This is a genomic window from Nocardioides sp. NPDC127503, from assembly GCF_040302165.1.
Lineage (GTDB): Bacteria > Actinomycetota > Actinomycetes > Propionibacteriales > Nocardioidaceae > Nocardioides.
In genome coordinates this window covers 26749-48901 of the sequence record NZ_JBEORH010000014.1, presented here as the reverse complement: position 1 = coordinate 48901, position 22153 = coordinate 26749, and the positions used below count along the sequence as shown (strand labels likewise).

Here is a 22153-nt window from a genome sequence, read left to right as displayed (position 1 = left end):
TCAGTCTCCTCGGGTCTCGGACGTCGACCCAATGGGCACAATCGGCACAGTGGGCGCGACGGGTCGGAAGCGGATGCGGACCCCGGGCGGCAGCTGCCCGGCCAGGTCCAGGTCGCGGTCGATGACCGCGCCGATGATCGGATAGCCGCCGGTGAGCGGGTGGTCCGGAAGGAACAGCACGGGCTGGCCGTCGGGCGGGACCTGGATCGCGCCGGTCACCGCCCCCTCACTCGGCAGCTCGCCGGTGACGGAGCGTTCGAGCGGGACGGCGCCCTCGAGACGTACGCCGACCCGGTCGGAGCGGGGCGTGACGGTCCACTCCTGCTCGACGAGGGTGCGTACGCCAGCCGGGGTGAACCAGTCCTCGCGCGGGCCGAGCGCGATCCTTAGCTCGACCGTGTCACCGGGTGCGGGCAGCGGGTCGGCTGGAGCCGGGCAGGGGTCGACCGCGTGCGGCGCGGCGGCGGGGCCGCGCAGCGGCACGACATCGCCTGCGCGCAGGGGCCGACCGCCGAGGTCGCCGGGGCCGAGGCCTGCGAGCGTGTCGCTCGAGAGGCTTCCGAGCGCCGGCGCGAGGTCCAGGCCGCCACGTACCGCGACCACGGCACGCAGGCCGGCGCTCACCGCGCCGAGACGCAGCTCCTCGCCGTCCTCGATCGCGGCGGCCACGCCGTGCTCGACGGGGAGCGGCGGGCCGTCGGTGCGTACGATCGTCGTCTCGGCGGGTGCGCCGGCGACCGCCACGACCGCGGGGCCGGTGAAGCGCAGGACCGCGCCGCCACCGGCGAGCTCGAAGCCTGCCGCTCCAGGAGCGTTGCCCACGGCGCGGTTCGCGGCCCGCAGGGCGCGGCGGTCGGCCGTTCCCGACGCGGAGACGCCGAGCGCGGCATGGCCGGGGCGGCCGAGATCCTCGAGCACCAGCTGCAGGCCGGAACGTACGACCTCGACGGCGAACGGATGCTCCGCGGCGTCGGCCGGCACAGCGGGCGCAGCGACCGAGACCGACTCACGCTCGAGCCGCTCGAACCGCACAGTCATCCCGGGCGCGAGCAGGGCGGGCGGCTCCCGGTGCAGGTCCCACATCGGCGCGTCCGTACGCCCGATCAGCTGCCAGCCACCCGGGCTCTCCCGGGGGTAGACGCCGGAGAACGTCCCGGCCAGCCCGACCGAGCCGGCCGGGATCCGGGTGCGCGGAGAGGAGCGCCGCGGTACGTCGAACAGCGGGTCGTCGCCGACGAGGTAGCCGAAGCCGGGCGCGTAGCCGGTGAAGGCCACCCGCCAGTTCGCGGCCGTGTGGCGCGCGACGACCTGCTCGGCGCTGACCCCGAGCAGCTCGGCGACCTCGTCGAGGTCCTGCCCGTCGTAGCGGACGCCGATCGTCACCGAACCAGCGGTCGGAAGGCCGCCGTGGACGGCTTCCACCCGACCCAGCTCCTTGGCGAGGCTCGCCTCGTCAACCAGCGTCGGGTCGAACCGGACGAGCACCGTCCGAGCCGCAGGCACCAGCTCGACGACGCCGGTCGGCGGTGCGGCCACGAGCGCCGCGTGCAGCCGCATCGCGCCCTCGAGGTCGTCCTCCTCGACCAGCAGCGCCTGGTCCGATGCGATGAGAACGCGCCTCACGCCAGATACTCCGCATCCCGTACGTCGGTGATGAACATGTGGCCGGGCGCGTGGGTGAGCGCGAACGGCGGACGCGAGTCCATGATCGCGGCCTGCGGCGTGACCCCGCAGGCCCAGAACACCGGCACCTCGCCGTCGCGCACCTCCGGCGGGTCCCCGAACTCGGGAGCAGCGAGGTCGGCGATGCCGAGCGAGGCCGGGTCGCCGACGTGCACCGGCGCACCGTGCACCGCCGGATAGCGCCCGGAGATGCGTACGGCATCGGCGACGCGATCAGCAGGGATCGGGCGCATCGAGACCACCATGTCGCCGCGCAAGCGCCCGGCGGGCGCGCACGGGCGGGACGTCCGGTACATCGGCACGTTGCGGCCGAGCTCCTGGTGACGGATCGGGATCTCGGCGTCGGCCAGGCCCGCCTCGAACGTGAAGCTGCAGCCGATCAGGAACGAGACCAGGTCGGGGTGCTCCTCCCACGCCGCGCTCGCGTCGGTGACCTCCTCGGTCAGCACGCCATCACGCCAGATCCGGTACGCCGGGATGTCGGTGCGCAGGTCGGAACCGGGCGCCAGCGTCGACTCGTACGCGCCCGGGTCGAGCACCTCGAGCACCGGGCACGGCTTCGGGTTGCGCTGCGCGAAGAGCAGCACCTCGAAGGCCCAGTCGGCCGGCACGGAGATCAGGTTGGCCTGCACCAGGCCATGGGCGACGCCGCTCGTCGGCGCGACCTCGCCTGCCCGGTACGAGGTGCGCGCGGCGCGAGCCGCGGCGAGCTGGGTGATGCTCGCGGTCATGCCGCGGCTCCGGCGAACGGCGCGATCACGATGCCCTCGGCCTCGAGCAGAGCCCGGGTCGCGGCGGCCATGCGGATCGCCCCGTCGCTGTCGCCGTGCACGCAGATCGAGTCGGCGCGTACGGCGACGTCGGTGCCGTCGATCGCCTCGACCACGCCCTCGCGCGCGAGCCGCAACATGCGGGCCGCGACGACGTCGGCGTCGTGCAGCACCGCCCCGGGCTCGGCGCGCGAGACCAGCTCGCCGCCGGGTGTGTAGGCGCGGTCCGCGAAGGCTTCCGCGGCCGTCGCGAGCCCAGCGCTCTCGGCTACCTCGAGCACGACGCCGCCCGCGAGCCCGAGCAGCACGAGGGACGGGTCGATCGCCTTGACCGCGGCGACCACGTCACGCGCCTGTCGCTCGTCGCGGGCGATCGTGTTGTAGAGCGCACCGTGCGGCTTCACGTACCGGACGGCGCCGCCGACCGACAAGGTCAGGCCGAGCAGGGCGCCGAGCTGGTACTCGACGTGTGCCTGCAAGGTCGCGGAGTCGATGTCCATGGCGCGGCGTCCAAAGCCCTCGTAGTCGCGGTAGCCCGGGTGCGCGCCGATCGTGACGCCGTTCGCGACGGCGTCGGCGAGCGTCGTACGGATCCCTTCGGGGGTACCGGCGTGGAAGCCGCAGGCGACGTTGGCGCTCGAGACGATCGCGAGCATCGCCGCGTCGTCGGCGACCACCCGGTCGGGTGCGTTCTCGCCGAGGTCGGAGTTCAGGTCGATGGTTGCTGCCACGTTGTTCACGGTGCTCACGCTCCAATGCCGATGAAGGCGAAGATCGGGCCGATCGAGACGATGCCCATGTACCAGCTGAGCAGGGTCGCGATCGTCCCCAGAGCCAGCAGCCACACCGGGTAGCGGTAGCCATTCAGGACGTCGCGCTGACGGAACCAGCCGATGTACATGAAGATCGTCATGCCGATCGGGAGGATCAGACCGTTGAAGCCGCCGACGAAGACCAGGATAGCCGCGGGTGCGGCACCGATCAGCAGGTAGAGGACGAGGGAGACCAGGATGAAGGCGACGGTCGCGAGCTGCAGCGGCCAGCCTGCTCCGAGCTTCTTCGAGAAGGTCGAGATGAAGGTGGCCGAGGTGTAGGCGGCGCCGATGACGGAGGTGATCGCCGCGGCCCAGAAGATCGCCCCGAAGATGCGGATACCCGCGTCACCGAGCACCGCGCCGAACGCCTGACCGGCCGGGTTGGCCGCCTGGCTCGAGAAGTCGAGGGTGACGCCCGAGGCGACGACACCGAGGATCGCGAGGAAGAGTACGTACCGCATGATCCCGGTGACGAGGATGCCGCTCATCGAGGCACGGTGCACGGCCGGGACGTGCTCGGGGCCGGTCAGGCCGGAGTCGAGGTAGCGGTGGGCGCCGGCGTAGGTGATGTAGCCGCCGACGGTGCCGCCCACGATCGTGGTGATCGTCGCGAAGTTGAGCGTGTCCGGCACGAAGGTCTGGCGCAGCGCGTCGCCGACCGGAGGCTGCGAGGCGATCGCGACGAAGAGAGTCAGCGCGATCATCGTCATTCCGAGCGCGAGGACGACGATGTCGACGACGCGGCCGGCTCGCTTGTACATGAAGATGCCGATCGCGAGCAGCGCCGAGAGCAGGCCGCCGACCTTCGGTTCGATGCCGAGCAGGGCGTTCAGACCGAGCCCGGCACCTGCGATGTTGCCGATGTTGAACGCCAGGCCACCAATCACGATCAGCGTCGCCAGCACGTGACCCGAGTACGGCACCGCCTCGTTCGCGAGGTCGCCGGCTCGTTTGCCGGCGACGGTGATCATGCGCCATACGTTCATCTGCAGCGCGAAGTCGATCAGGATCGAGGCCAGGATCGCGAAGGCGAACGCCGCGCCGAGCTGCGCGGTGAAGGTCGCGGTCTGGGTGATGAAGCCGGGGCCGATGGCCGAGGTGGCCATCAGGAAGATGGCGCCGAGGATGGGTCCTCGGCGGGAACGGGCGAAGCTCTTAGCGCGCTCGGCGCTGGTCGTCTCTGTCATGGGGGACTCCTGCCATCAACGGGCTGTGTGGCTGGGGCCACACTCTTTGTGTAGTACAAGATGGCATAGATTGTTCTACAACAACACCAGCCATTGTTAAAATGGCGTTTCGATTGTCCGCGGATGCGGTTCCCCTAGGATGCGGTCATGCCCGATGTCGAGGACACCCTGACGAACGCCCTGCGCCGGCGGATCATCGACGGCGAGTTCGCGCCTGGCACCCGGCTGTCGGAGATCTCCCTCGCCGAGAGGCTCGGGGTCTCGCGCAACACGCTCCGCGAGGCGTTCCGCGTACTGGCGGAGCAGGGGCTCATCGAGCACGTACCCCATCGCGGGGTCTCGGTCGCCTCCCCCACCGTGGCGGACGTCGTCGACATCTACCGAGCGCGGCGCTACGTCGAGCCCGCCGCCCTGGCCGCGGGCTCCCCACTGCATCCCGCGGTCACGGCCATGCGCGAGGCAGTGGACCTGGGCGAGACCAGCCTCGAGGCGCGCGACTGGCGCACGGTTGGCACCGCCAACATGGCGTTCCACGACGCCATCGTCGCCCTCGCCGACAGCCCGCGCCTGGAGCGCCTGTTCCGCGACATCGCCGCCGAGCTGCGGCTCGCGTTCCTCGAGATCGACAACCCCGAGGCGCTGCACGCGCCGTTCGTCACACGCAACCGCTCCCTGCTCGAGACCTTCCTCGAGCAGGGAGGACCTGCGGCCGCTGAGGAGCTGCGCGGCTACCTCATCCTCTCCGAGCAGACTGTGCTCGGAGCGTTCACGCGACTACGTCGCGGCTGACGAGGGCACGCAGGCGCTCGTCGCGCGGCCAGGCACCGGCCCAGACGAGGACCGCGGTGACAATGGCGAAGACGGTGTTGAAGGCCGGCTGCCCGAAGACCAGGTTCACCGTGACCGCACCGCCGAGGTAGGCGGTGATCAGGATCGTCCCCATCGCCCGGGTGGCTGGGACGTGGTAGGCGACCAGCGACAGGCCGAGGACGACGCCGCAGACGACGGGGAACCAGCCCGGAGCGCCGATCTTGTCGTTGAAGTCCATGACGGCCTCGGCCCGGAACAGGTGGATGACGATGTCGAAGCCGAGGAACAGCGTGACCAGGACGGTGATGACCCAGCCGGCTCGTTGTGCGTTGGTGCTCATCTCGATCTCCTCAGAGGTGGGTGGTGATGCTCTTACCCACGCGTCGAGCGTGCACCGTCGATCTCGACATCCCCCTTCACTTTTTCTCGAGAGCAGCGGCGGCGACCTTCAGATCGGCGACCAGACCGTCGTACGTCGCCTGCCTCTCGTCCTCCGCCCTGAGGACGGCGGAGGGGTGGGTCGTCGCGAGGACCCAGGGGTCGAGGGTCTCCGTGGCGATGGGCTCGGGCCATTCGAGGAGGTGGCCGCGTGACTCACCGACACGGAAGGACGAGCCGTACAGCGCCTTGCCGGCGGTGCCGCCGAGCAGGACGACGCCGCTGGGACGTACCAGATCCAGCTCCGCCGCCAGCCACGGAGCGCAGGCGCCGACCTGCTTGCTCGTAGGCGACTGGTGGATGCGGCGCTTGCCCGCGAGTCGGTGGCGGAAGTGCTTGACGACGTTCGTCGTGTACGTCTCCTCCGGCTCGATCCCCGCCTCGGCGAGCGCCTCGTGGAGGATGCCGCCCGCCGGACCGACGAACGGCTCGCCCTCGCGGTCCTCGCGGTCACCGGGCTGCTCGCCGAGCAGCATCAGCGGCGCCGGCGTACGCCCCTCGCCCATCACTCCCTGGGTCGCATTCCTATAGAGCTCGCAGCCACGGCAGTCCTGGACCGCGCTGCGCAGGTCGGACAGCGTCGGTGACTCCGGCACCCACTCCGCAGCACTCACGGCGTGAGCGGGTCGTGGCCGACGTTCATCAGCCGGTGCCGCCACTGCGCATCGCCGGCGGTCGGCTCCCACTCGCCGGTGTCCCCGCCACGTAGATCGGTGACCTTGTCGACGACCCGCTGCATGACGTCCACGTCGTCGGGGGTGAGGTCGGCGCGGCGCTTGCCCAGGATGTCGGCCACCCGATGACCGAGCTCGCTGCCCGCCCGGTCCGGTTCGGTCTCGGTCGTCTCCCCCGCGCCTTGCACGGCGAGCCACTGCCGCAGGTCGCGCGAGGTCATGTTCACCGCGCGGTGGAAGTTCTCCCAGAGCCTGTCGTCGACGATCGTCTCGGCCATCTCGTGCCTCCTACCTGATCGACTGCTCCGATCCGGTACCCAGCGCAGCGGCCGAACACACGGGGCGTCACCCCAGGAGCGCCTGGGCCTCCGGAGAGTCGTAGAAGCTCGAGAGCCGGCGGCGGATCAGCTGCTCGAGGACGCCGGCCTCGGCGAGCGCCTCGATCACCGGCGGACCGAAGCGGAGCGCCTCCTCGACCAGGTCGTCGCGGCCCAGACCCCACTCCTCGAGGAGCCGGTCGAGGGTGAAGCTCCCATAGGTGTCGAAGAAGAAGTCGACGCCCGTGTCGACCAGGGCCTGGAGGTACTCGGAGTCGCGGACGTCGAGCCAGACCTGGTAGAGCCCGACGAAGAGCGCGACCAGCTGCTCGTCGTCGATCAGGTCGGCGAGCTCGCGCACCGGGCGGGTAGCGAGCGCGTCCCAGACCTCCAGCAGCGCGTCGTGCACCTCCTCGTCGGTGACCGAGCTCGCGGCGGTGTCACTGAGGTAGCCGAGCAGCGCCCCGGCACCCCGCTCCGCGAGCTCGCGGGCGCTCTGGTCGACGGCCGCGCCGACCGGGGTGCCCTTCACCGTGTCAGCCATCCGGCCGGCGACGCGTTCGGCGATCGAGAACCCGAGCGAGCCGCCCGGAAGGTTGTCAGCGAGCCTGCGGCCGGTGTCGACGGCGCCCCGCGCGGTGCCGCGCATCAAGGTGCCGACGCCGGCCTGGATCCCGGAGTTCTCGGCCAGGCTGCGCAGGACCTGCTGGCGCAGCGTACGCATCTCGACGAGGGCCTCGACGAGCTCGGCGATCCGCGGCCGGCTGACCACCTTGCCCAGCGGTGTGTCGTTGGCGGGATGCGCCTTGAGCCTCGTCGCGAGCGCCCCGGCGACCTCCGGGATCGCGCCCGGGAGCCGGAAGGTGCTGACGTACTTCAGCGCGACCTCTTTGATCAGGTCGCGAGGCATCACCTGGTCGAGGGTCAGCTCGCTGGCAGCGCGCAGCGCGAAGTCGATCTCGCCGGTGACGAGATCGAGGAAGCGTACGCCACGCATCGCCGCCATCTCATGGGCGACGTGGGCGTCGAGGAGTCGTCGAGCGAGATCCGGCTCAGTCATGGACGACATTGTCCACGGACGGAGCCGGTCCCCGGCTCATTCCCACTCGATGGTGCCCGGGGGCTTCGAGGTGATGTCGACGGTGACCCGGTTGATCTCGCTCACCTCGTTGGTGATCCGGGTCGAGATGCGCTCCATGACCTCGTAGGGAAGCCGGGCCCAGTCGGCGGTCATCGCGTCCTCGGAGGTGACCGGGCGGAGCACGACGGGGTGGCCGTAGGTGCGGCCGTCGCCCTGGACGCCGACCGAGCGGACGTCGGCGAGAAGCACGACCGGCATCTGCCAGATATCGCGGTCGAGACCGGCGAGGGTCATCTCCTCGCGGGCGATCGCGTCGGCCTCGCGCAGGATGTCGAGCCGCTCCTTGGTGACCTCGCCGATGATGCGGATGCCCAGGCCCGGGCCGGGGAACGGCTGGCGCTGGACGATCTCGTCGGGCAGGCCGAGCTGGGAGCCGACGGCACGTACCTCGTCCTTGAAGAGCTCACGCAGCGGCTCGACCAGCTCGAACTCGAGGTCCTCGGGGAGGCCGCCGACGTTGTGGTGGGACTTGATGTTGGACGTGCCGGCACCGCCGCCGGACTCGACGACGTCGGGGTAGAGGGTGCCCTGGACGAGGAAGGCGACCTTCTCGTCGCTGTCGCCCAGGATCTCGACCTCGGCGCGCTCGAAGCAGCGGATGAACTCGCGCCCGATGATCTTGCGCTTCTCCTCCGGGTCGGTGACCCCGGCGAGCGCGTCGAGGAACTCCTTCTCGGCGTCGACGATCTTCAGCTCGGCGCCGGTCGACTCCCGGAACGCCTTCTCGATCGCGACCGACTCGTTCTTCCGCATCAGGCCGTGGTCGACGTAGACGCAGGTCAGCCGGTCACCGATCGCCTTGGCGACGATGGCTGCGGCGACCGCGGAGTCGACGCCACCCGAGAGCGCGCAGATCGCGCGGTGGTCACCGATCTGCTCGCGGACCCGCTCGATCTGGTCCTCGGCGATGTTGCCGATGGTCCAGGTCTGGCGCGCGCCGGCGATGTCCCACAGGAAGTGCTCGAGCACCTTCTGGCCGTGCTCGGAGTGGAGTACCTCGGGGTGCCACTGCACGCCCGCCAGCTGCTTCTCGACGTTCTCGAAGGCCGCCACCGGGGTGTCCGCGGTGCTGGCGAGCACGGTGAAGCCCTCGGGCGCCTCGGAGACCGAGTCGCCGTGCGACATCCACACGTTGTGGGCCGGCGGGATGTCCTTGAGCAGCGTGCCGGAGACGCCGACGGTGACCGGCGTACGTCCGTACTCCCGCGCGCCGTTGTCGTCGACGGTCCCGCCCAGGCCCTGGGCCATCAGCTGGAATCCGTAGCACATCCCGAACACCGGGGTGCCCGCGGTGAACAGGGTGTTGTCGATGGCGGGGGCGCCCTCGGCGTACACGCTCGAGGGGCCGCCGGAGAGGATGATCGCCTTCGGGTTCTTGGCGAGCATCTCCTCGACCGGCATCGAGTGCGGCACGATCTCGGAGTAGACCTTCGCCTCACGAACGCGGCGGGCGATCAGCTGCGCATACTGCGCACCGAAGTCCACCACGAGAACCAGATCGTGCTCTTCCGCCCCAGGAGCCTGCGTCATGCACGAATCCTAACGAGCGCGTACGTCGCCCGCGAAATGCACCAGGGCCCGACCGGGGAGGGAGGTGGTCGGGCCCTGATTGCCCGAGGCAGAACTGTCCCGGACGAAAGACCCGGCATGTATTAGGGAGGGAGCAATCCCGGGTCTGATCACTCCAACGAGCCCTTTTAACCACGGTTACGGGTCAACTAAAAACTTCCTGCCAGAAAATTCCTGCGCAGTCGGTGTCACTACGGCAACAAGTTGGTCACCGTACGTCAACGATGGGCAGCTGCAGGGCGGCCGGCGCACTCGCGGGCACCGCAGGCGAGGCCGGCGTGACGGGCTGGATCCGCGCGTAACCGGCACCGAGCTCCGGCCGCGGGTCGGCTTGGTCCTTGTTGGGCCAGAACGCCATCGCCCGCTCGGCCTGTGCGGTGATCGTCAGCGACGGGTTCACGCCCAGGTTGGCGGAGATCGCGGAGCCGTCGACGACGTGCAGGCCGTCGTGGCCGTAGAGCCGCTGGTAGGGGTCGATCACGCCGGTGTCCACCGAGTCGCCGATGGTGCAGCCACCGATGAAGTGGGCGGTCATCGGCTTGTTGAACGGCTCCCCGATCGTGCCGCCGGCGTACCCCTGCTTCTCGCCCGAGCTCATCACCCCGGCCATCTTCCGCACGGCGTCGAGGCCGGCGGGGATCCAGGTCGGGTTGGGCTTGCCGTGGCCCTGCTTGGACGACATCCGCCACCCGAAGATCGTGCGCTTCGGGAAGGTGGTGATCGAGTTGTCCAGCGCCTGCATGACCAGCGCGATGACGGTGCGCTCGGACCAGTGCTTGAAGTCGTAGAACGTACGCAGCGACCGGCGCTGCAGCCACATCTCCTTGAGCCACCGGCGGAACCGCCGGGGACCACCTTCGGTGAGCACCGTCTGCATCGCCGCGATCGCGTTGCTGCCGTGCCCGTAGCGGACCGGCTCGATGTGGGTGTGCTCGTCGGGGTGCCACGAGGAGGTGATCGCCACGCCCTCGGTGTAGTCGATGGCGTTGTCAGGGGCGATCGCGCCCAGGATCGACTCCGAGTTGGTGCGGGTCAGCTCACCCAGGCGCGGGGAGATCTGCGGGAGGTCGCCGGTGCGCTTGAGCTTGTGGAGGAGCTTCTGGGTGCCGAGCGAGGCCGCAGAGAAGATCACCTGGTCGGCGGTGAACCGCTTCGTGCGGCCGATGCCCAGCTTGGCCTTGGTGGAGCGGGTCTCGATGACGTACCCGCTCCCGGTCTTGGCCGGGTAGACGCGGGTGACCGTGGTCAGCGGGTGCACCTCGGCGCCGTTCTTCTCGGCCAGGTAGAGGTAGTTCTTGACCAGGGTGTTCTTCGCGTTGTGGCGGCAGCCGGTCATGCACTCGCCGCAGTTGGTGCACGTACGCCGGTCAGGACCCTCCCCGCCGAAGTAGGGGTCAGTAACCTCCTGCCCTTCCACATGGCCCGGGCCACCGAAGAAGACGCCGACCGGCGCCTTGTGGAAGGTGTCCCCGCGTCCAGCCTCGGCCGCGACCTTCTGCATGACCTCGTCAGCAGGAGTCAGGTGGGGGTAGAGCGTGACGCCGAGCATCCGCTTGGCCTGCTCGTAGTAGGGCGCGAGCTCGTCCTTCCAGTCGGTGATGTGGCTCCAGGAAGGGTCCTCGTAGAACGGGTCGAGCGGCTCGTAGAGGGTGTTGGCGTAGACCAGCGAGCCGCCACCGACCCCGGCGCCGGCCATGATGACCGCGTCCTTGACCATGTCGATGCGCTGGATCCCGTAGCAGCCGATCGCCGGCGCCCAGAGGTACTTGCGCAGGTCGAAGGAGGTGTTGGGCAGCTCGTCGTCGCTGAACCGGCGACCCGCCTCGACCACTCCGACGGAGTAGCCCTTCTCGGTCAGGCGCAGCGCGCTGACCGATCCACCGAAGCCCGACCCGATGATGAGTACGTCGTAATGGGTCATGCGCGGCCCAGCGACTTCAGCACGCGCAGCGAGGCCGTCATGAACTTGGCGTACGCCTGGTCGCTCATCCCGAACTGGGGAGCGAAGCGCAGGATGGCCTGGGACGCGACCGACTGGGTCTCGGTGTAGCGCAGGATGCCCTCGACACCCTGGCGACGGCCCTGGCCGGACTCGCGCATGCCGCCCATCGGGGCGTCGATGCTGGCGAAGGTGGCGCCGAAGGCCTCGTTGATGTTGATCGTGCCGCACTTGACCTGGCGGGCGATGCGGCGGGCGCGCGAGGTGTCGCGGCTGTAGATCGAGCCGTTGAGGCCGTACTCGCCGTCGTTGGCGCGCTCGATCGCCTCCTCCTCGCTGTGGAAGCGGTAGATCGAGACGACCGGGCCGAAGGTCTCGTTGCCGAAGCAAGTCATCTCCGGGGTGACGCCCTCGAGGATGGTCGGCTCGAAGAAGAACGGCGCCAGGTCGGGGCGAGCCTTGCCGCCGGTGAGCACGCGGGCGCCCTTGGAGACGGCGTCCTCGACGTGGGTGGTCGCGGTGTCGACCTGGGCCTGCGAGATCAGGGTGCCCATGTCGTTCTCCCAGCCCAGGGTGGCGCCGAGGGTCATCGCCTGGGTGCGAGCCACGAAACGCTCCACGAAACGGTCATAGACCTTGTCGTCGACGAAGAGCCGCTCGACGCTCACGCACAGCTGGCCGGAGTTGGAGAAGACCGCGCGGGTCGCGCCCTCGGCAGCCTTCTCGATGTCGGCGTCCTTCAGGATCAGCATCGGGTTCTTCCCACCGAGCTCGAGGCTGGCGCCGATCAGACGCTCCGCGGCCTGCTTGGCGACGAGCTTGCCGGTGTTGGTCGAGCCGGTGAAGCAGACGTAGTCGGCGCGCTGGATGATGCTGGTGCCGACCTTCGAGCCAGGACCCGCGACGACGGTCCACAGGTTCTCCGGGAGACCGGCCTCCGCGAGCAGCTCGGCCCCGAGGAGCGCGCTGAGCATGGTCTGCGAGTCGGGCTTGATGACGACCGCGTTGCCCGCGGCGATCGCGGCGATGCCGTCGCACAGCGCCATCGTGAACGGGTAGTTCCACGGGCTGATGATGCCGACGACGCCCTTGGGGACGTGGTTGAGCTCGACCCTGGTGAGCACCGGGATGACGCCGAGCTTGCGCTCGGTGTCGAGGATCTTGCTGCTCCTGCGGCCGTAGTAGCGGGCGGTCAGGGCGATGTGCAGCGGCTCGTCGAAGGCGTGCTTGCGGGCCTTGCCCGACTCCAGCACGATCAGGTCGAGGATCTCGTCCTGCCGGTCGAGGACCAGGTCGTGCAGCTTGATCAGGATGCGCTCGCGCTCGGCGACCGGGGTCGCGGCCCACTTCTCCTGCGCGACCCGGGCCTTGGCGAAGGCCGCGGCGACATCGTCATCGCTCGACTGCGGGATGTGCGCCAGCGGCGCCCCGTTGAGCGGACTGATGACCTCTCGGGACTCCCCCGTGGTCGCCACGACGCGGCCGGTCAGGCGGGCGACGTAGTCAGGCTCGAGGGCCAGGGACGCCGTGGCGTCGTGCTCGGGATCGAGCGGGCCCTCGACGATCGGGCCGCCGGAAGAAGTCGGGTTGGATGCGCTCATGTACCGAGGGTATGTGACGGGCGTCTCGGAAGCCAGACAGTCGTCCCACTAACTCACCATGCGAACATCCGCGGCCCACCACAGATAGTCGTGACGCTCGGCCGGAAGGTCGATGTCGACGCGGTCCAGGGGCAGCCGGTCGAGGGCGTGCACGGTGCACTCCTCCGCCGGCGCGGCTCGGTAGAGATAGGCGTCCAACGGCCATTTCGTACGCAGCCACTCGTCCAGCCGCTCGGCGACCGATGCGGTGAGCTCGGGCTTTCGGTCCTGGCGGAGCCAGTAGCTGACCCGGGCGGTGGACCCACCTGCGTACCTGAGCAGGGTCTGGGCGTCGGCGCCCATCGCCTCCAGGTAGGGGAACAGCGGCTGCACGTAGAGGCAGCCGAGGGAGGAGGTGCCCTCGGGGTCGAGGAAGAGGTAGGTGAAGGCCCGTTTCGCCTGGTGGTCGGACCAGTGCCGGATCACCAGCGGCAGGTTGTCGTCGCTGCCGAAGCCCTCCAGCGGCCACCTGCCGCAGCTGTGGTCGCGGATCACGTCCGGGCTGGCCAGGTAGGCCTCGGTGTCCAGGTCGAGCAGCTCGGGGCGAAGCGGGGCAAGCACGAAATCATCGGTGGCCAGCGGCTCGGGGGGATCAGCGACCAAGAACATGGAGTCAGATTGCTACGTCAACCGCTTGTCCGCCACGGCAATTCAGACGAGGTCTTCAACCTCCAGCCGCGCGCGGTCTGCTTCCTCGTCGGTGACCTGAAGCTGGGAGCGGCGCTCGGCCTCGATGCGGCGCAGGTAGTGGTCGACCTCCTCCTTGGCGCGCTGCTCGTCCCAGCCGAGCTCGTCGGCCATGATCTTGGCGACCCCCGGCGCAGCGCTCACGCCTCGGTCGAAGGTCTCCATCGAGATCCGGGTGCGGCGCTCGAGCACGTCGTCGAGGTGGCGGGCGCCCTCGTTGTTGACGGCGTAGACGACCTCGGCGGCCAGGTAGTCCTCGGCGCCTTCCAGAGGCAGCGCGAGCGGGCGGCGCTCCTGAATGAGGTCGAGCACGTCGTCGATCAGGCCACCGTGGCGACCCAGGAGGTGGTCGATCCGGGCCACGTGGAGGCCGGAGCGACGGGCGAGCAGGACCCGCTGGTTCGAGCGGGTCTCGAAGCCCTCGGCCCCGACCAGCCGGACTTTGTCGGTGATCGAGTCGCGCAGGGTCATGTTGGTGGTCGTGCCGAGCGAGTGGGCCGCGGCGTCGACGGCGTCCTTGGCCATCACCCGGTAGGTCGTCAGCTTGCCACCGGCGATCAGCACCAGACCCGGCAGCGGCGTGACCACGGTGTGCTCGCGGCTGAGACCGGCGGTCTGGTCGGACTCGCCGGTCAGGAGCGGGCGGAGCCCGGCGTACACGCCCTCGACGTCCTCCAGGTCGAGCGGCACGCGCAGGATCGCGTTGACGTGCTCCAGGACGTACTCGATGTCGGTCTTGGAGGCCGCCGGGTGGGCGAGGTCGTAGGTCCACGGGGTGTCGGTGGTGCCGATGATCCAGTGGCGGCCCCACGGGATCACGAAGAGGACCGACTTCTCGGTGCGGACGATGAAGCCCGACTCGGAGCGGATCCTGTCGCGCGGGACGACGAGGTGGATGCCCTTGGACGCCTTGACGTGCAGGGCGCCGCGGCCGCCGACCATGTCCTGGATCTCGTCGGTCCACACCCCGGCGGCGTTGACGACGGTCTTGGCCCGGATGACCAGGTCCTGGTCGTGCTCGAGGTCGCGGGCCCGGACCCCGACGACCCGCTCGCCTTCGCGCAGGAACCCGGTCACCTGGACCCGGGTCGCGATGTGGGCGCCGTGGGAGGCGGCGGTGCGGGCGATGGTCATGACCAGGCGGGCGTCGTCGACCTGGGCGTCGTAGTACTGGATCGCGCCGGTGATCGCGTCGGTGCGGAAGTCGGGGGCGATCCGGGCGACGCCCCTGCGGGTGAGGTGGCGGTGGCGCGGCAGGCCGGAGTTGCCCATCCCGGAGAGTGGCCCGAAGCTGGCCATCCCGTCGTAGAGCGCCAGGCCGGCGCCGATGTAGGCGCGCTCCCACACGGGGTTGGTCAGCGGGTAGAGGAACGGCACCGGCCGGACCAGGTGCGGGGCCAGGGTGTTGAGCAGCAGGCCACGTTCCTGGAGCGCCTCGCGGACCAGCTCGAAGTCGAGCATCTCGAGGTAGCGGAGTCCGCCGTGGACGAGCTTCGAGCTCCGCGAGCTCGTTCCCGAGGCCAGGTCGCGCTGCTCCACCAGCCCCGTGCTCAGGCCTCTGGTGACGGCGTCCAGCGCCACTCCGGCGCCGGTCACACCCCCACCGACGACGAGTACGTCGAGCTCAGTCTCCCCCGCAGCACCGACCATCGTGCCGATCGCGAGGTCGCGGCTGTGTGGACTCAGTGCCCCTGTACGAGTCATACGTTCGAAGTTAACTCACCACGCCGAATTGTCACTTCTGGCGCGCGAGAAATTCACCGGCGCCGGTTGATACGTCACGCAGCCGTCACAGACGGGCGGCGCTGACAAGAGTGGGGAGGCGGTCCGGAGCCATCGGCTCCTCGACGACGACCATCTTGTCGCCGTCGGCGTGGATCATCGGACGTACGCCGTCGGGCTCGGGTGGCGCGGTCGCGATGGCGACGTGGGTGATGCGGTCGCCGGGGTCCTCCGCGAAGAAGTAGAGGTCGCCCGGCCGGACCTCATCGAGGTCGATCGGCTCGAGCGCGGCGGCCTGGTCGCGGGCGTCTCGCGGGAGACGCACGCCGATGGCCTCCGCGGCTCGGAAGATCAGGCCGGAGCAGTCGATGCCGGCTTCGGTGGTGCCGCCCCAGACGTAGGGGACGCCGAGGTAGCTCCGAGCCTTGCTCAGCAGGGTGGCCACGGGCTCGGCGAGAACGGCCGTCGGGAGCCAGCCGGGATAGCCCCGCTCGTCCTTCGTCGACGCGTGGGAGGGGACGACGACGTACGCCCATTCCCCCTGCGTCTTCAGGACGACGATCTCCTCGCCCGGGACGACCTCGGTCTCGTGCTCCGCGTCGTCAGCGGGCTCGGACACGACGAAGGTGGGCTGCTTGACGGTGGTCACGAGAGGACTCCTTCGATGCCGAGGCCGGGGGCGTCGGGGAACAGGATGCGGGGGCCGTCGTAGCCGACGCCACCGATATACGGACTGGTCTTCGCCCACCAGCCCGCGTCGAGGTCCTGCTCGCCGGGGATGCCTGCCGCCGCGACCAGGGACGCGGCCGCGCCGATGCCGAGGTGGGACTCCATCATGCAGCCGACGAGACGGCCGAGACCGTGGCTCGTGGCGATCTCCAGCAGCTCGATCGCGGGCGTCAGACCGCCACACTTGGCCAGCTTGATGTTGACCGCGTCCGCCGCGCCGGCGCGGATGACGTCGACGAGGTCCTCGAGGTCGAAGACCGACTCGTCGGCCAGGATCTTGTAGGGCTGGTGACGCCGGACGTACGCCATCGCCTCCAGGTCTCGCCGGGCGACCGGCTGCTCGACGAACTCCAGCTCGACATCCTGGTCGGCCAGGGTCGTCAGCACCGCCACCGCCTCGTCCGCTCGCCAGCCGGTGTTGGCGTCGAGCCGGAGTACGCATCCCGAGGCCGCCTCACGGACCGCGAGCACCCGCTCGGCATCGCCCGCGGCATCGGTCCCGACCTTGATCTTGAGCGTCGTGAACCCGTCGCGCGCTCGGGCGGCCGCTGCTTCCGCGAGCTCGTCGGCGGTGCCAACGGAGAGGGTCATGTCAGTGGTGAGGTCCGTTGGAATACCCGGTTCACCGGGTATTCCTGCACTTCTCTGGCGTTGCATTGCCCGAGAAGTGCAGGAATTGCCTGAACGCTGTGACGCATGGGACTTCAGATGCTCGGTCATGGACACGCCGGCCCGCCGGGCGACGAGGTCGTGCAGCGCGATGTCAGCGGCCATCTTGGCCGACCGGTTGCCGACGACTGAGCCCTGGATCAGGCCCGCCGAGGTCAGATCGGCAACGGCACCGACCAGCGCGTCGAAGATGGGCCCCTCCAGCGCCGCGGTGGACCCGGCGAGCGAGTCACCGGTGACCCTCCAGACCTGCGGCGCCTCACCCCAGCCGACGCACCCGTCGGAGTCCTCGATCGTGACGACGACCGTCTCCGCGAACTCCGTACGCCGCAGAGCCGTCACGAACGGGGTGTGCAACGGCACCCGGACACGCTGGGTGCGCACCGCGACGATGCGGGGAGAAGTCACAGGGTCGACCACAGATAGCGCGCGACCTCGCTGATCCGGAACTCCGACTCGTCGTCGTCCAGGCCGGTCGTGAGCACGACCATCACCTGCGGTTCACCCTGCGCGGGCCGGATGATCGCCATGTCGTGGCGTACGCCGTCGATCCAGCCGGTCTTGTTGCCGACGACAGCGTCCTCGGGCACCCCGAGCGGGATCGCGTCGCGATACTCCTGGGCGACCAGGATCCCCTCCAGTTCGGCGGTCGACTCGGGCGACAGCAGCCGGCCGGAGGCGAGCTTGGTGAGCAGCTTGCCCATGTCGTTGGCAGTCACCAGGTTCTGCAGCCCGGCCTCGCGCGCGGGCGCGTCCTCGATCCCCCGCGAGACCGTCGTCATCGGCGTCACGCCGGCGTCGGCGAGCACCGCGGCGACCTCGTCGAGCCCGACCCGCTCGAGCACAAGATTGACGGCCAGGTTGCCGGAGACGGTCAGGGAGCGGCGTACGAGATCACCCAGCGGCAGCGGAGACCCGACCGCCGCCCAGGTGTCGGGGTCCTGGTCCTCGGCCGGGTCCATCTCGAAACGCGACCCGACGACGGCCGAGTCGAAGTCGGGATGAACCGTGATCGGCTCGTCCAGCGACAGCAGCCCGCGGTCGCGCAGCCGATAGGCGGCGATCGCGACGGGCACCTTCATCAGGCTCGCCGCATAGTGCTGCTGGTTGACGTTGTGGGCCTGGGTCGGGATGCCGTCGAGGCCACTGAGCCAGGTCGAGACCAAAGGTTCCACGTCGGTGAGACTAGTCGGTCCGGTCGAGCTCCTGCCGGACACGGTTCACGTCGTCGATCCAGGCGTCGACGTCAGAGGCACGCGTGGCGTACTCCTCGGCCACGTCGGGCTCGAGCGAGATCCAGAACTGCGAGCTCTGCCCGGCATCCCAGACGGCGTCGGCGACCTCCTCAGCGGTGAGCGCGCCCTCGGCCGACCGGAAACCCGGGAGTCCGGAGGAGCGCTCGAGCATCGCCGTCTTCACGCTGCGCGCGACGATCGCCTGAGCGACGACGCCCTGGTGCCGGTAGGTGGCGGCGAGCCACTCGGCGAAGGCGATCTCGGCGTGCTCGGTTGCCGCGTAGGAGGGAGAGCCGAGCAGCGTGAGGAGACCCGCGGAGGAGGAGGTGACCACGAACCGACCAGCACCGCGGGCGACCCACTCCGGCAGCAGCAGCCGCGCCGCGCGTACGTGGGCGAGGACGTTGACCTCGTACGAGGTCATCCAGGCGTGGTCGGAGGCCTCGAGGCCGCGGCCGCGCTCGACTCCCGCGTTGCCGTACCAGGCGTCGATCTTGCCGAGCTCCTCCCGGGCAGCGTCCACGAGTGCCGCGGTGCCGGCGGCTGAGGCGGCGTCGCCGGGGACCGCAAGGGCGCCGATCGAGTCTGCCACCGAGCGGAGCTCGGCGTCGTCGATGTCGGCTACGACGACGCGACATCCTTCCGCCGCGAACCGCGTGGCCAGAGCTCTCCCGATTCCTCGGGCTGCTCCGGTCACAACGACCCCGCTCCCGGGTGCGAGTACGTTCACGGACCGACCACCTCCAGTGGCGTTAGTGAGGGTTAATCACTGTAACCGAGGCCGGTCCGTGAACGTGCAGCAACCTACTGATCAGTACCGATCACTCGGCCATCTCATTCGGGCAGCCCCGACGAGGGCGGGGCGTCCGAGGCGGCGCTGTCGTCCTCCTCGATGGGGGCGTCGCCGATGTCGGTGACGAGGACCGGCGTGAGCGGCTCGGAGGCACCGTTCTTGATCTCGACCACGCTCATCCCGGAGATGCCCATGTGGGAGTCCTCGGAGAAGCGGAAGGGCGCCATCCCGGGGCCTTCGAAGGAGGAACCCTCCTTCTCGATCGTCTCCACGATCGACTCGCGGGTCAGGTCCTTGCCGTTGGCCTGCAGCGCCTGGACGAAGGTGTAGGCCTGCGACATGCCGTAGATCCGGTAGTTGCTCAGCTTCTCCGAGCCCTTCTTGGAGTACTCGTCCCAGACCTTCTGCCAGAGCTTGACCCACTCGTCCTCAGGAGCGTCGACGCCGGGGATGTACTCGGTGGTCATCATCCCGTCCATCAGCTTCACGCCCTGCTCGGCCGGGATCTTGCCCTTGGTCATCGAGGCGAGCAGTCCGCCGACGAGCGCCGGGTCCGAGCCGACGTTCGAGTAGAACCACTTCGACTTGAAGCCGACGCCCTGCGCGGCGATCTGGCTCAGCGCGGTGTAGGACGGCGTGTTGAAGCCGATCACCAGGTCGACGCCCTTGGACTTGAACGAGGACATCTGCGGGGAGAAGTCGGTCGACCCACCCGGCGTGTACTTCTGTACGTCGACGATCTGAGCGTCGAGGAACTGCCGCGCGCCCTTCTCGCCGTCCTCGCCGAAGTCGTCGTCCTGCAGGAAGAGGCCGACCTTGGCGTCGGGCATGTTCTCCTTGACGTACTGGCCGATGACCTTGCCCTCGATCTCGTAGTCAGGCTGCCAGCCGAACGTCATCGGCGAGGCGGACGGGTCGTCGCCCCACTGCAGCGAGCCGCTGGAGACGAAGAGGTCAGGGATGCCGTCGTCGTTGAGCCGCTGCACGACCGCGCGGTGCGTGGGGGTGCCGAGGCCGCCGACCATCGCGAAGATCTCGTCCTGCAGGATCATGTCGTTGGTGACGGCGCTGGTGTTGGTCGGGTTGTAGGCGTCGTCCTTGACGACCATCTCGATGTCTCGGCCGTGGACGCCACCGTTGTCGTTGACGTACTCATAGAACGCCTGATGGCCGGAGGGGATCTCCGAGTAGCCGGGTGCGGCCGGGCCGGTCAGCGGGAAGTGCGCACCGACCTTGATCGAACTGTCGGTGACGCCGACCGCCGACCCGTCCTCGGACGGCCTTTCCTGCCCCGCGCCACAGGCCGCGAGGAGGGAGGCAGTGGTGAGGACGCAGACGACCTGTACGGCTCTGCGTGCAGTGTTTCTCATGTTGTCTTCTCCTTGGTTGACCCGAGAGTTGAGCGCGCCAGGAAAGTGCGCAGGCTGCCGACGATCCCCGCCGGAGCGAGGAGGATGACGAGCATCAGCACCAGCCCGTAGACCACCGGGGTGACCTCTGCGGCCTGGGTTGCGCTGAGCCCGACCGACTCCCCGAGATCGGTGGCGAAGTGAGGAAGAAAGGCGAGTACGCCGGCCCCGATGAGCGCTCCGGTCAGGCTGCCGAGCCCGCCCAGGACGACCGCGGCCAGCAGGGTCAGCGAGAGCGTGATCGTGAACGCGCCCGGTGCCGTGAGACGTACGTTCATGGCCATCAGCCCGCCGGCGAGACCGGCAGCCATGGCGCTGACGGTGAAGGCGACCACGCGGGCGCGGCCGAGGTGGATGCCGGCCAGCTCGGCCGAGACGTCGTCGTCCCGCACCGCCCGCCAGCGACGACCGACCCGGGACCGGCTCAGATTGGCGAGCGCCACGAAGGTGATCGCGAGCAGCAGCCAGCCGAGGTAGGCGAGGAAGGAGTACTGGTCGATCTCGACGGCGGTGAAGAACCAGACCAGGTCCTGGATCCAGACCGGGAGGTCGGTGGCGCGGGGCACGGGCACCTGGAGGCCCTGTTCGCCGCCGAGAAACTCCCACTGGTTGGCCAGCCGGGGCACCGCGACGGCCAGGGTCAGCGTCGCTCCGGCGATGTACGGCCCGTGCAGCCGCGCCGCCGGGACCCCGACCAGCACCCCGACCACGGCACAGACCGCGATCGCGACCAGCAGGGCGACGAAGACGTCGGCCAGGGTCTCGCCACCGGTGCGCTCGAGCACGAGGGTGGCGGCGTACGCCCCGACCGCCATGAGCGCGCCGTGGCCCAGGGAGAGCTGGCCGGAGAGACCGGTCAGGAGCGTGAGGCCACCGGCGGCGATGGCGAAGTAGGCCATCTCGGCGTAGCGGGTCTGCAGATATTGGCTCGAGCTGCCGATCACGGCCATGGCGACCACGAAGGCGATCAGGGCGACGATGACGTGACGTGTCAGCGGCACCGAGGTCACCGGACGGACGAGAGAACGCAGACGTTCCATGAGTCAGACCCTCCTGGCCGCGGCGGCCGCGAAGAGGCCGCTGGGACGCACCAGCAGCACCACCATCAAGATCCCGAGCGCGACCAGCGGCGCCAGGTGCTCACCGACGTAGCCGGTGACGTAGGAGAGCGAGAGGCCGAGGATCAGGCCGCCGATCACCGACCCGAGCGGCGAGTCGAGGCCGCCCAGCACGGCGGCGATGAAGCCGTAGATCACGAACGGGTCCATGAACGCCGGGTTCACCAGGTCGCCACCGGCGATGAGCATCCCGGCCACCGCACCCACGGCCGCGGCGAGCGCCCAGCCGAGGGTGAGCATGCGGCCGACGCGTACGCCCAGGAGCCGGGAGACCTCGCCGTTGAACGCTGCCGCCCGCATCCGCAGCCCCAGGTCGGTGAAGCGGAAGAGGACGACGAGCCCGGCCATCACGACGGCGACCACGACGATCGTGAGGATGCCGAACGGGGTGATCCCGATCGAGGTGTCGCCGACGGTGATCGCGTTGGTGCTGACCGGGGCCGGGAAGCCGCGGTGCTGGACGCCGAAGGTGATCGCGGTCAGGCCGTGGAGCACCATGAACAGCCCGAGGGTGAGGATCACCGCGTTGAGCTCGGCCTTGCCTTCGACCGGGCGGATGATGACCCGCTCGATCACGGCGCCGAGCCCGAACCCGGCCGCGAGGGCTGCCATGAAGGCGACCCAGTAGGGCACGTCGGCGTTGATCAGCGAGAGCGCGATGTAGGTGGTCACCATCGCCATCGCCGCCTGGGCGAAGTTGACGATCCGGGTCGAGCGCCAGATCAGGCACAGGGCCAGCGCGAACGCGGCGTAGACCGCGCCCAGGACCAGCCCTCCGAGGGTGGTGTCGAGAAACTGCTGCATGTCT

The 22153-nt window shown here is 69.6% G+C and carries 21 protein-coding genes; 1 reads left to right on the top strand and 20 read right to left on the bottom strand.

Annotation, left to right across the window (positions count from 1 at the left end; all coding sequences use genetic code 11):
- From ABTW65_RS26060 to ABTW65_RS26045, 4 genes are read right to left on the bottom strand one after another with little or no spacing between them, the layout of a single operon-like run.
- A complete protein-coding gene (locus tag ABTW65_RS26060; protein ID WP_350665609.1) occupies nucleotides 1-1623 on the bottom strand; it encodes a 5-oxoprolinase subunit B/C family protein in 1623 nt (540 codons plus the stop codon).
- Nucleotides 1620-2414: a putative hydro-lyase gene (locus tag ABTW65_RS26055; protein ID WP_350665607.1), complete on the bottom strand. Its 795-nt coding sequence runs from the start codon at nucleotides 2412-2414 to the stop codon at nucleotides 1620-1622. Before ABTW65_RS26055 ends, ABTW65_RS26060 begins: the two co-directional genes overlap by 4 nt.
- Nucleotides 2411-3184, bottom strand: coding sequence for a LamB/YcsF family protein (locus ABTW65_RS26050; RefSeq protein ID WP_350665605.1), 774 nt, complete (start codon nucleotides 3182-3184; stop codon nucleotides 2411-2413). The genes ABTW65_RS26055 and ABTW65_RS26050 overlap by 4 nt, the downstream gene beginning before the upstream one ends.
- Nucleotides 3185-3198: 14 nt before the next feature.
- Nucleotides 3199-4455: an NRAMP family divalent metal transporter gene (locus ABTW65_RS26045; RefSeq protein ID WP_350665603.1), complete on the bottom strand. Its 1257-nt coding sequence runs from the start codon at nucleotides 4453-4455 to the stop codon at nucleotides 3199-3201.
- 147 nt (nucleotides 4456-4602) lie between these two features.
- On the opposite strand from ABTW65_RS26045, the gene ABTW65_RS26040 reads away from it, so the two are divergent.
- Nucleotides 4603-5244, top strand: coding sequence for a GntR family transcriptional regulator (locus tag ABTW65_RS26040; protein WP_350665601.1), 642 nt, complete (start codon nucleotides 4603-4605; stop codon nucleotides 5242-5244).
- Here the strand turns inward: ABTW65_RS26040 and ABTW65_RS26035 are convergent.
- The 16 genes from ABTW65_RS26035 to ABTW65_RS25960 all read right to left on the bottom strand — a co-directional run bounded on the left by ABTW65_RS26035 (nucleotide 5222) and on the right by ABTW65_RS25960 (nucleotide 22149).
- Nucleotides 5222-5605: a DoxX family protein gene (locus ABTW65_RS26035; RefSeq protein ID WP_350665599.1), complete on the bottom strand. Its 384-nt coding sequence runs from the start codon at nucleotides 5603-5605 to the stop codon at nucleotides 5222-5224. The two genes, ABTW65_RS26040 and ABTW65_RS26035, sit on opposite strands and share 23 nt — an antisense overlap.
- A gap of 76 nt (nucleotides 5606-5681) precedes the next feature.
- Complete coding sequence (locus tag ABTW65_RS26030) at nucleotides 5682-6317, bottom strand: UdgX family uracil-DNA binding protein (protein WP_350665597.1); 636 nt, start codon at nucleotides 6315-6317, stop codon at nucleotides 5682-5684.
- A complete protein-coding gene (locus ABTW65_RS26025) occupies nucleotides 6314-6655 on the bottom strand; it encodes a DUF3140 domain-containing protein (protein ID WP_350665595.1) in 342 nt (113 codons plus the stop codon). The genes ABTW65_RS26030 and ABTW65_RS26025 overlap by 4 nt, the downstream gene beginning before the upstream one ends.
- A 67-nt stretch (nucleotides 6656-6722) precedes the next feature.
- A complete protein-coding gene (locus ABTW65_RS26020; protein ID WP_350665593.1) occupies nucleotides 6723-7754 on the bottom strand; it encodes a hypothetical protein in 1032 nt (343 codons plus the stop codon).
- A 36-nt stretch (nucleotides 7755-7790) separates the two neighbouring features.
- Nucleotides 7791-9365, bottom strand: coding sequence for a glutamine-hydrolyzing GMP synthase (gene guaA, locus ABTW65_RS26015; RefSeq protein WP_350665591.1), 1575 nt, complete (start codon nucleotides 9363-9365; stop codon nucleotides 7791-7793).
- Between the two features lie 247 nt (nucleotides 9366-9612).
- Nucleotides 9613-11325, bottom strand: a complete 1713-nt coding sequence (locus tag ABTW65_RS26010) for a GMC oxidoreductase (RefSeq protein WP_350665589.1) — start codon at nucleotides 11323-11325, stop codon at nucleotides 9613-9615.
- Entirely contained in the window at nucleotides 11322-12944 is a 1623-nt protein-coding gene (locus ABTW65_RS26005) for a succinic semialdehyde dehydrogenase (protein WP_350665587.1), read from the bottom strand. The genes ABTW65_RS26010 and ABTW65_RS26005 overlap by 4 nt, the downstream gene beginning before the upstream one ends.
- A gap of 48 nt (nucleotides 12945-12992) precedes the next feature.
- Nucleotides 12993-13592 carry a hypothetical protein gene (locus ABTW65_RS26000; RefSeq protein WP_350665586.1) on the bottom strand — a complete coding sequence of 200 codons (600 nt, stop codon included), beginning with the start codon at nucleotides 13590-13592 and terminating at the stop codon, nucleotides 12993-12995.
- A 42-nt stretch (nucleotides 13593-13634) separates the two neighbouring features.
- Nucleotides 13635-15374 carry a glycerol-3-phosphate dehydrogenase/oxidase gene (locus ABTW65_RS25995; protein ID WP_350665584.1) on the bottom strand — a complete coding sequence of 580 codons (1740 nt, stop codon included), beginning with the start codon at nucleotides 15372-15374 and terminating at the stop codon, nucleotides 13635-13637.
- A gap of 85 nt (nucleotides 15375-15459) precedes the next feature.
- Nucleotides 15460-16041 (bottom strand): C40 family peptidase, encoded by a 582-nt coding sequence (locus ABTW65_RS25990; protein WP_350665582.1) that lies wholly within the window; start codon nucleotides 16039-16041, stop codon nucleotides 15460-15462.
- A complete protein-coding gene (locus tag ABTW65_RS25985; protein ID WP_350665580.1) occupies nucleotides 16038-17198 on the bottom strand; it encodes a dipeptide epimerase in 1161 nt (386 codons plus the stop codon). The genes ABTW65_RS25990 and ABTW65_RS25985 overlap by 4 nt, the downstream gene beginning before the upstream one ends.
- Nucleotides 17195-17965, bottom strand: a complete 771-nt coding sequence (locus ABTW65_RS25980; protein WP_350665578.1) for a serine hydrolase — start codon at nucleotides 17963-17965, stop codon at nucleotides 17195-17197. Before ABTW65_RS25980 ends, ABTW65_RS25985 begins: the two co-directional genes overlap by 4 nt.
- A gap of 10 nt (nucleotides 17966-17975) precedes the next feature.
- Nucleotides 17976-18755, bottom strand: a complete 780-nt coding sequence (locus ABTW65_RS25975) for an SDR family oxidoreductase (RefSeq protein WP_350665576.1) — start codon at nucleotides 18753-18755, stop codon at nucleotides 17976-17978.
- 104 nt (nucleotides 18756-18859) lie between these two features.
- Nucleotides 18860-20188, bottom strand: a complete 1329-nt coding sequence (locus ABTW65_RS25970) for an ABC transporter substrate-binding protein (protein WP_350665574.1) — start codon at nucleotides 20186-20188, stop codon at nucleotides 18860-18862.
- Nucleotides 20185-21267: a branched-chain amino acid ABC transporter permease gene (locus ABTW65_RS25965; RefSeq protein ID WP_350665572.1), complete on the bottom strand. Its 1083-nt coding sequence runs from the start codon at nucleotides 21265-21267 to the stop codon at nucleotides 20185-20187. Before ABTW65_RS25965 ends, ABTW65_RS25970 begins: the two co-directional genes overlap by 4 nt.
- 3 nt (nucleotides 21268-21270) lie before the next feature.
- The gene (locus tag ABTW65_RS25960) at nucleotides 21271-22149 is read right to left on the bottom strand and encodes a branched-chain amino acid ABC transporter permease (protein WP_350665571.1); all 879 of its coding nucleotides are present in this window, start codon (nucleotides 22147-22149) and stop codon (nucleotides 21271-21273) included.
- Nucleotides 22150-22153: the final 4 nt, after the last annotated feature.

What these genes read in the sequence shown, in the direction of transcription:
- ABTW65_RS25995 (WP_350665584.1), bottom strand. Translation starts at nt 15,374, where the DNA reads ATGACTCGTACAGGGGCACTGAGTCCACACAGCCGCGACCTCGCGATC.
- ABTW65_RS26000 (WP_350665586.1), bottom strand. Translation starts at nt 13,592, where the DNA reads ATGTTCTTGGTCGCTGATCCCCCCGAGCCGCTGGCCACCGATGATTTC.
- ABTW65_RS25970 (WP_350665574.1), bottom strand. Translation starts at nt 20,188, where the DNA reads ATGAGAAACACTGCACGCAGAGCCGTACAGGTCGTCTGCGTCCTCACC.
- ABTW65_RS26055 (WP_350665607.1), bottom strand. Translation starts at nt 2,414, where the DNA reads ATGACCGCGAGCATCACCCAGCTCGCCGCGGCTCGCGCCGCGCGCACC.
- ABTW65_RS25965 (WP_350665572.1), bottom strand. Translation starts at nt 21,267, where the DNA reads ATGGAACGTCTGCGTTCTCTCGTCCGTCCGGTGACCTCGGTGCCGCTG.
- ABTW65_RS26020 (WP_350665593.1), bottom strand. Translation starts at nt 7,754, where the DNA reads ATGACTGAGCCGGATCTCGCTCGACGACTCCTCGACGCCCACGTCGCC.
- ABTW65_RS26035 (WP_350665599.1), bottom strand. Translation starts at nt 5,605, where the DNA reads ATGAGCACCAACGCACAACGAGCCGGCTGGGTCATCACCGTCCTGGTC.
- ABTW65_RS26010 (WP_350665589.1), bottom strand. Translation starts at nt 11,325, where the DNA reads ATGACCCATTACGACGTACTCATCATCGGGTCGGGCTTCGGTGGATCG.
- ABTW65_RS26045 (WP_350665603.1), bottom strand. Translation starts at nt 4,455, where the DNA reads ATGACAGAGACGACCAGCGCCGAGCGCGCTAAGAGCTTCGCCCGTTCC.
- ABTW65_RS26025 (WP_350665595.1), bottom strand. Translation starts at nt 6,655, where the DNA reads ATGGCCGAGACGATCGTCGACGACAGGCTCTGGGAGAACTTCCACCGC.
- ABTW65_RS26005 (WP_350665587.1), bottom strand. Translation starts at nt 12,944, where the DNA reads ATGAGCGCATCCAACCCGACTTCTTCCGGCGGCCCGATCGTCGAGGGC.
- ABTW65_RS26040 (WP_350665601.1), top strand. Translation starts at nt 4,603, where the DNA reads ATGCCCGATGTCGAGGACACCCTGACGAACGCCCTGCGCCGGCGGATC.
- guaA (WP_350665591.1), bottom strand. Translation starts at nt 9,365, where the DNA reads ATGACGCAGGCTCCTGGGGCGGAAGAGCACGATCTGGTTCTCGTGGTG.
- ABTW65_RS25960 (WP_350665571.1), bottom strand. Translation starts at nt 22,149, where the DNA reads ATGCAGCAGTTTCTCGACACCACCCTCGGAGGGCTGGTCCTGGGCGCG.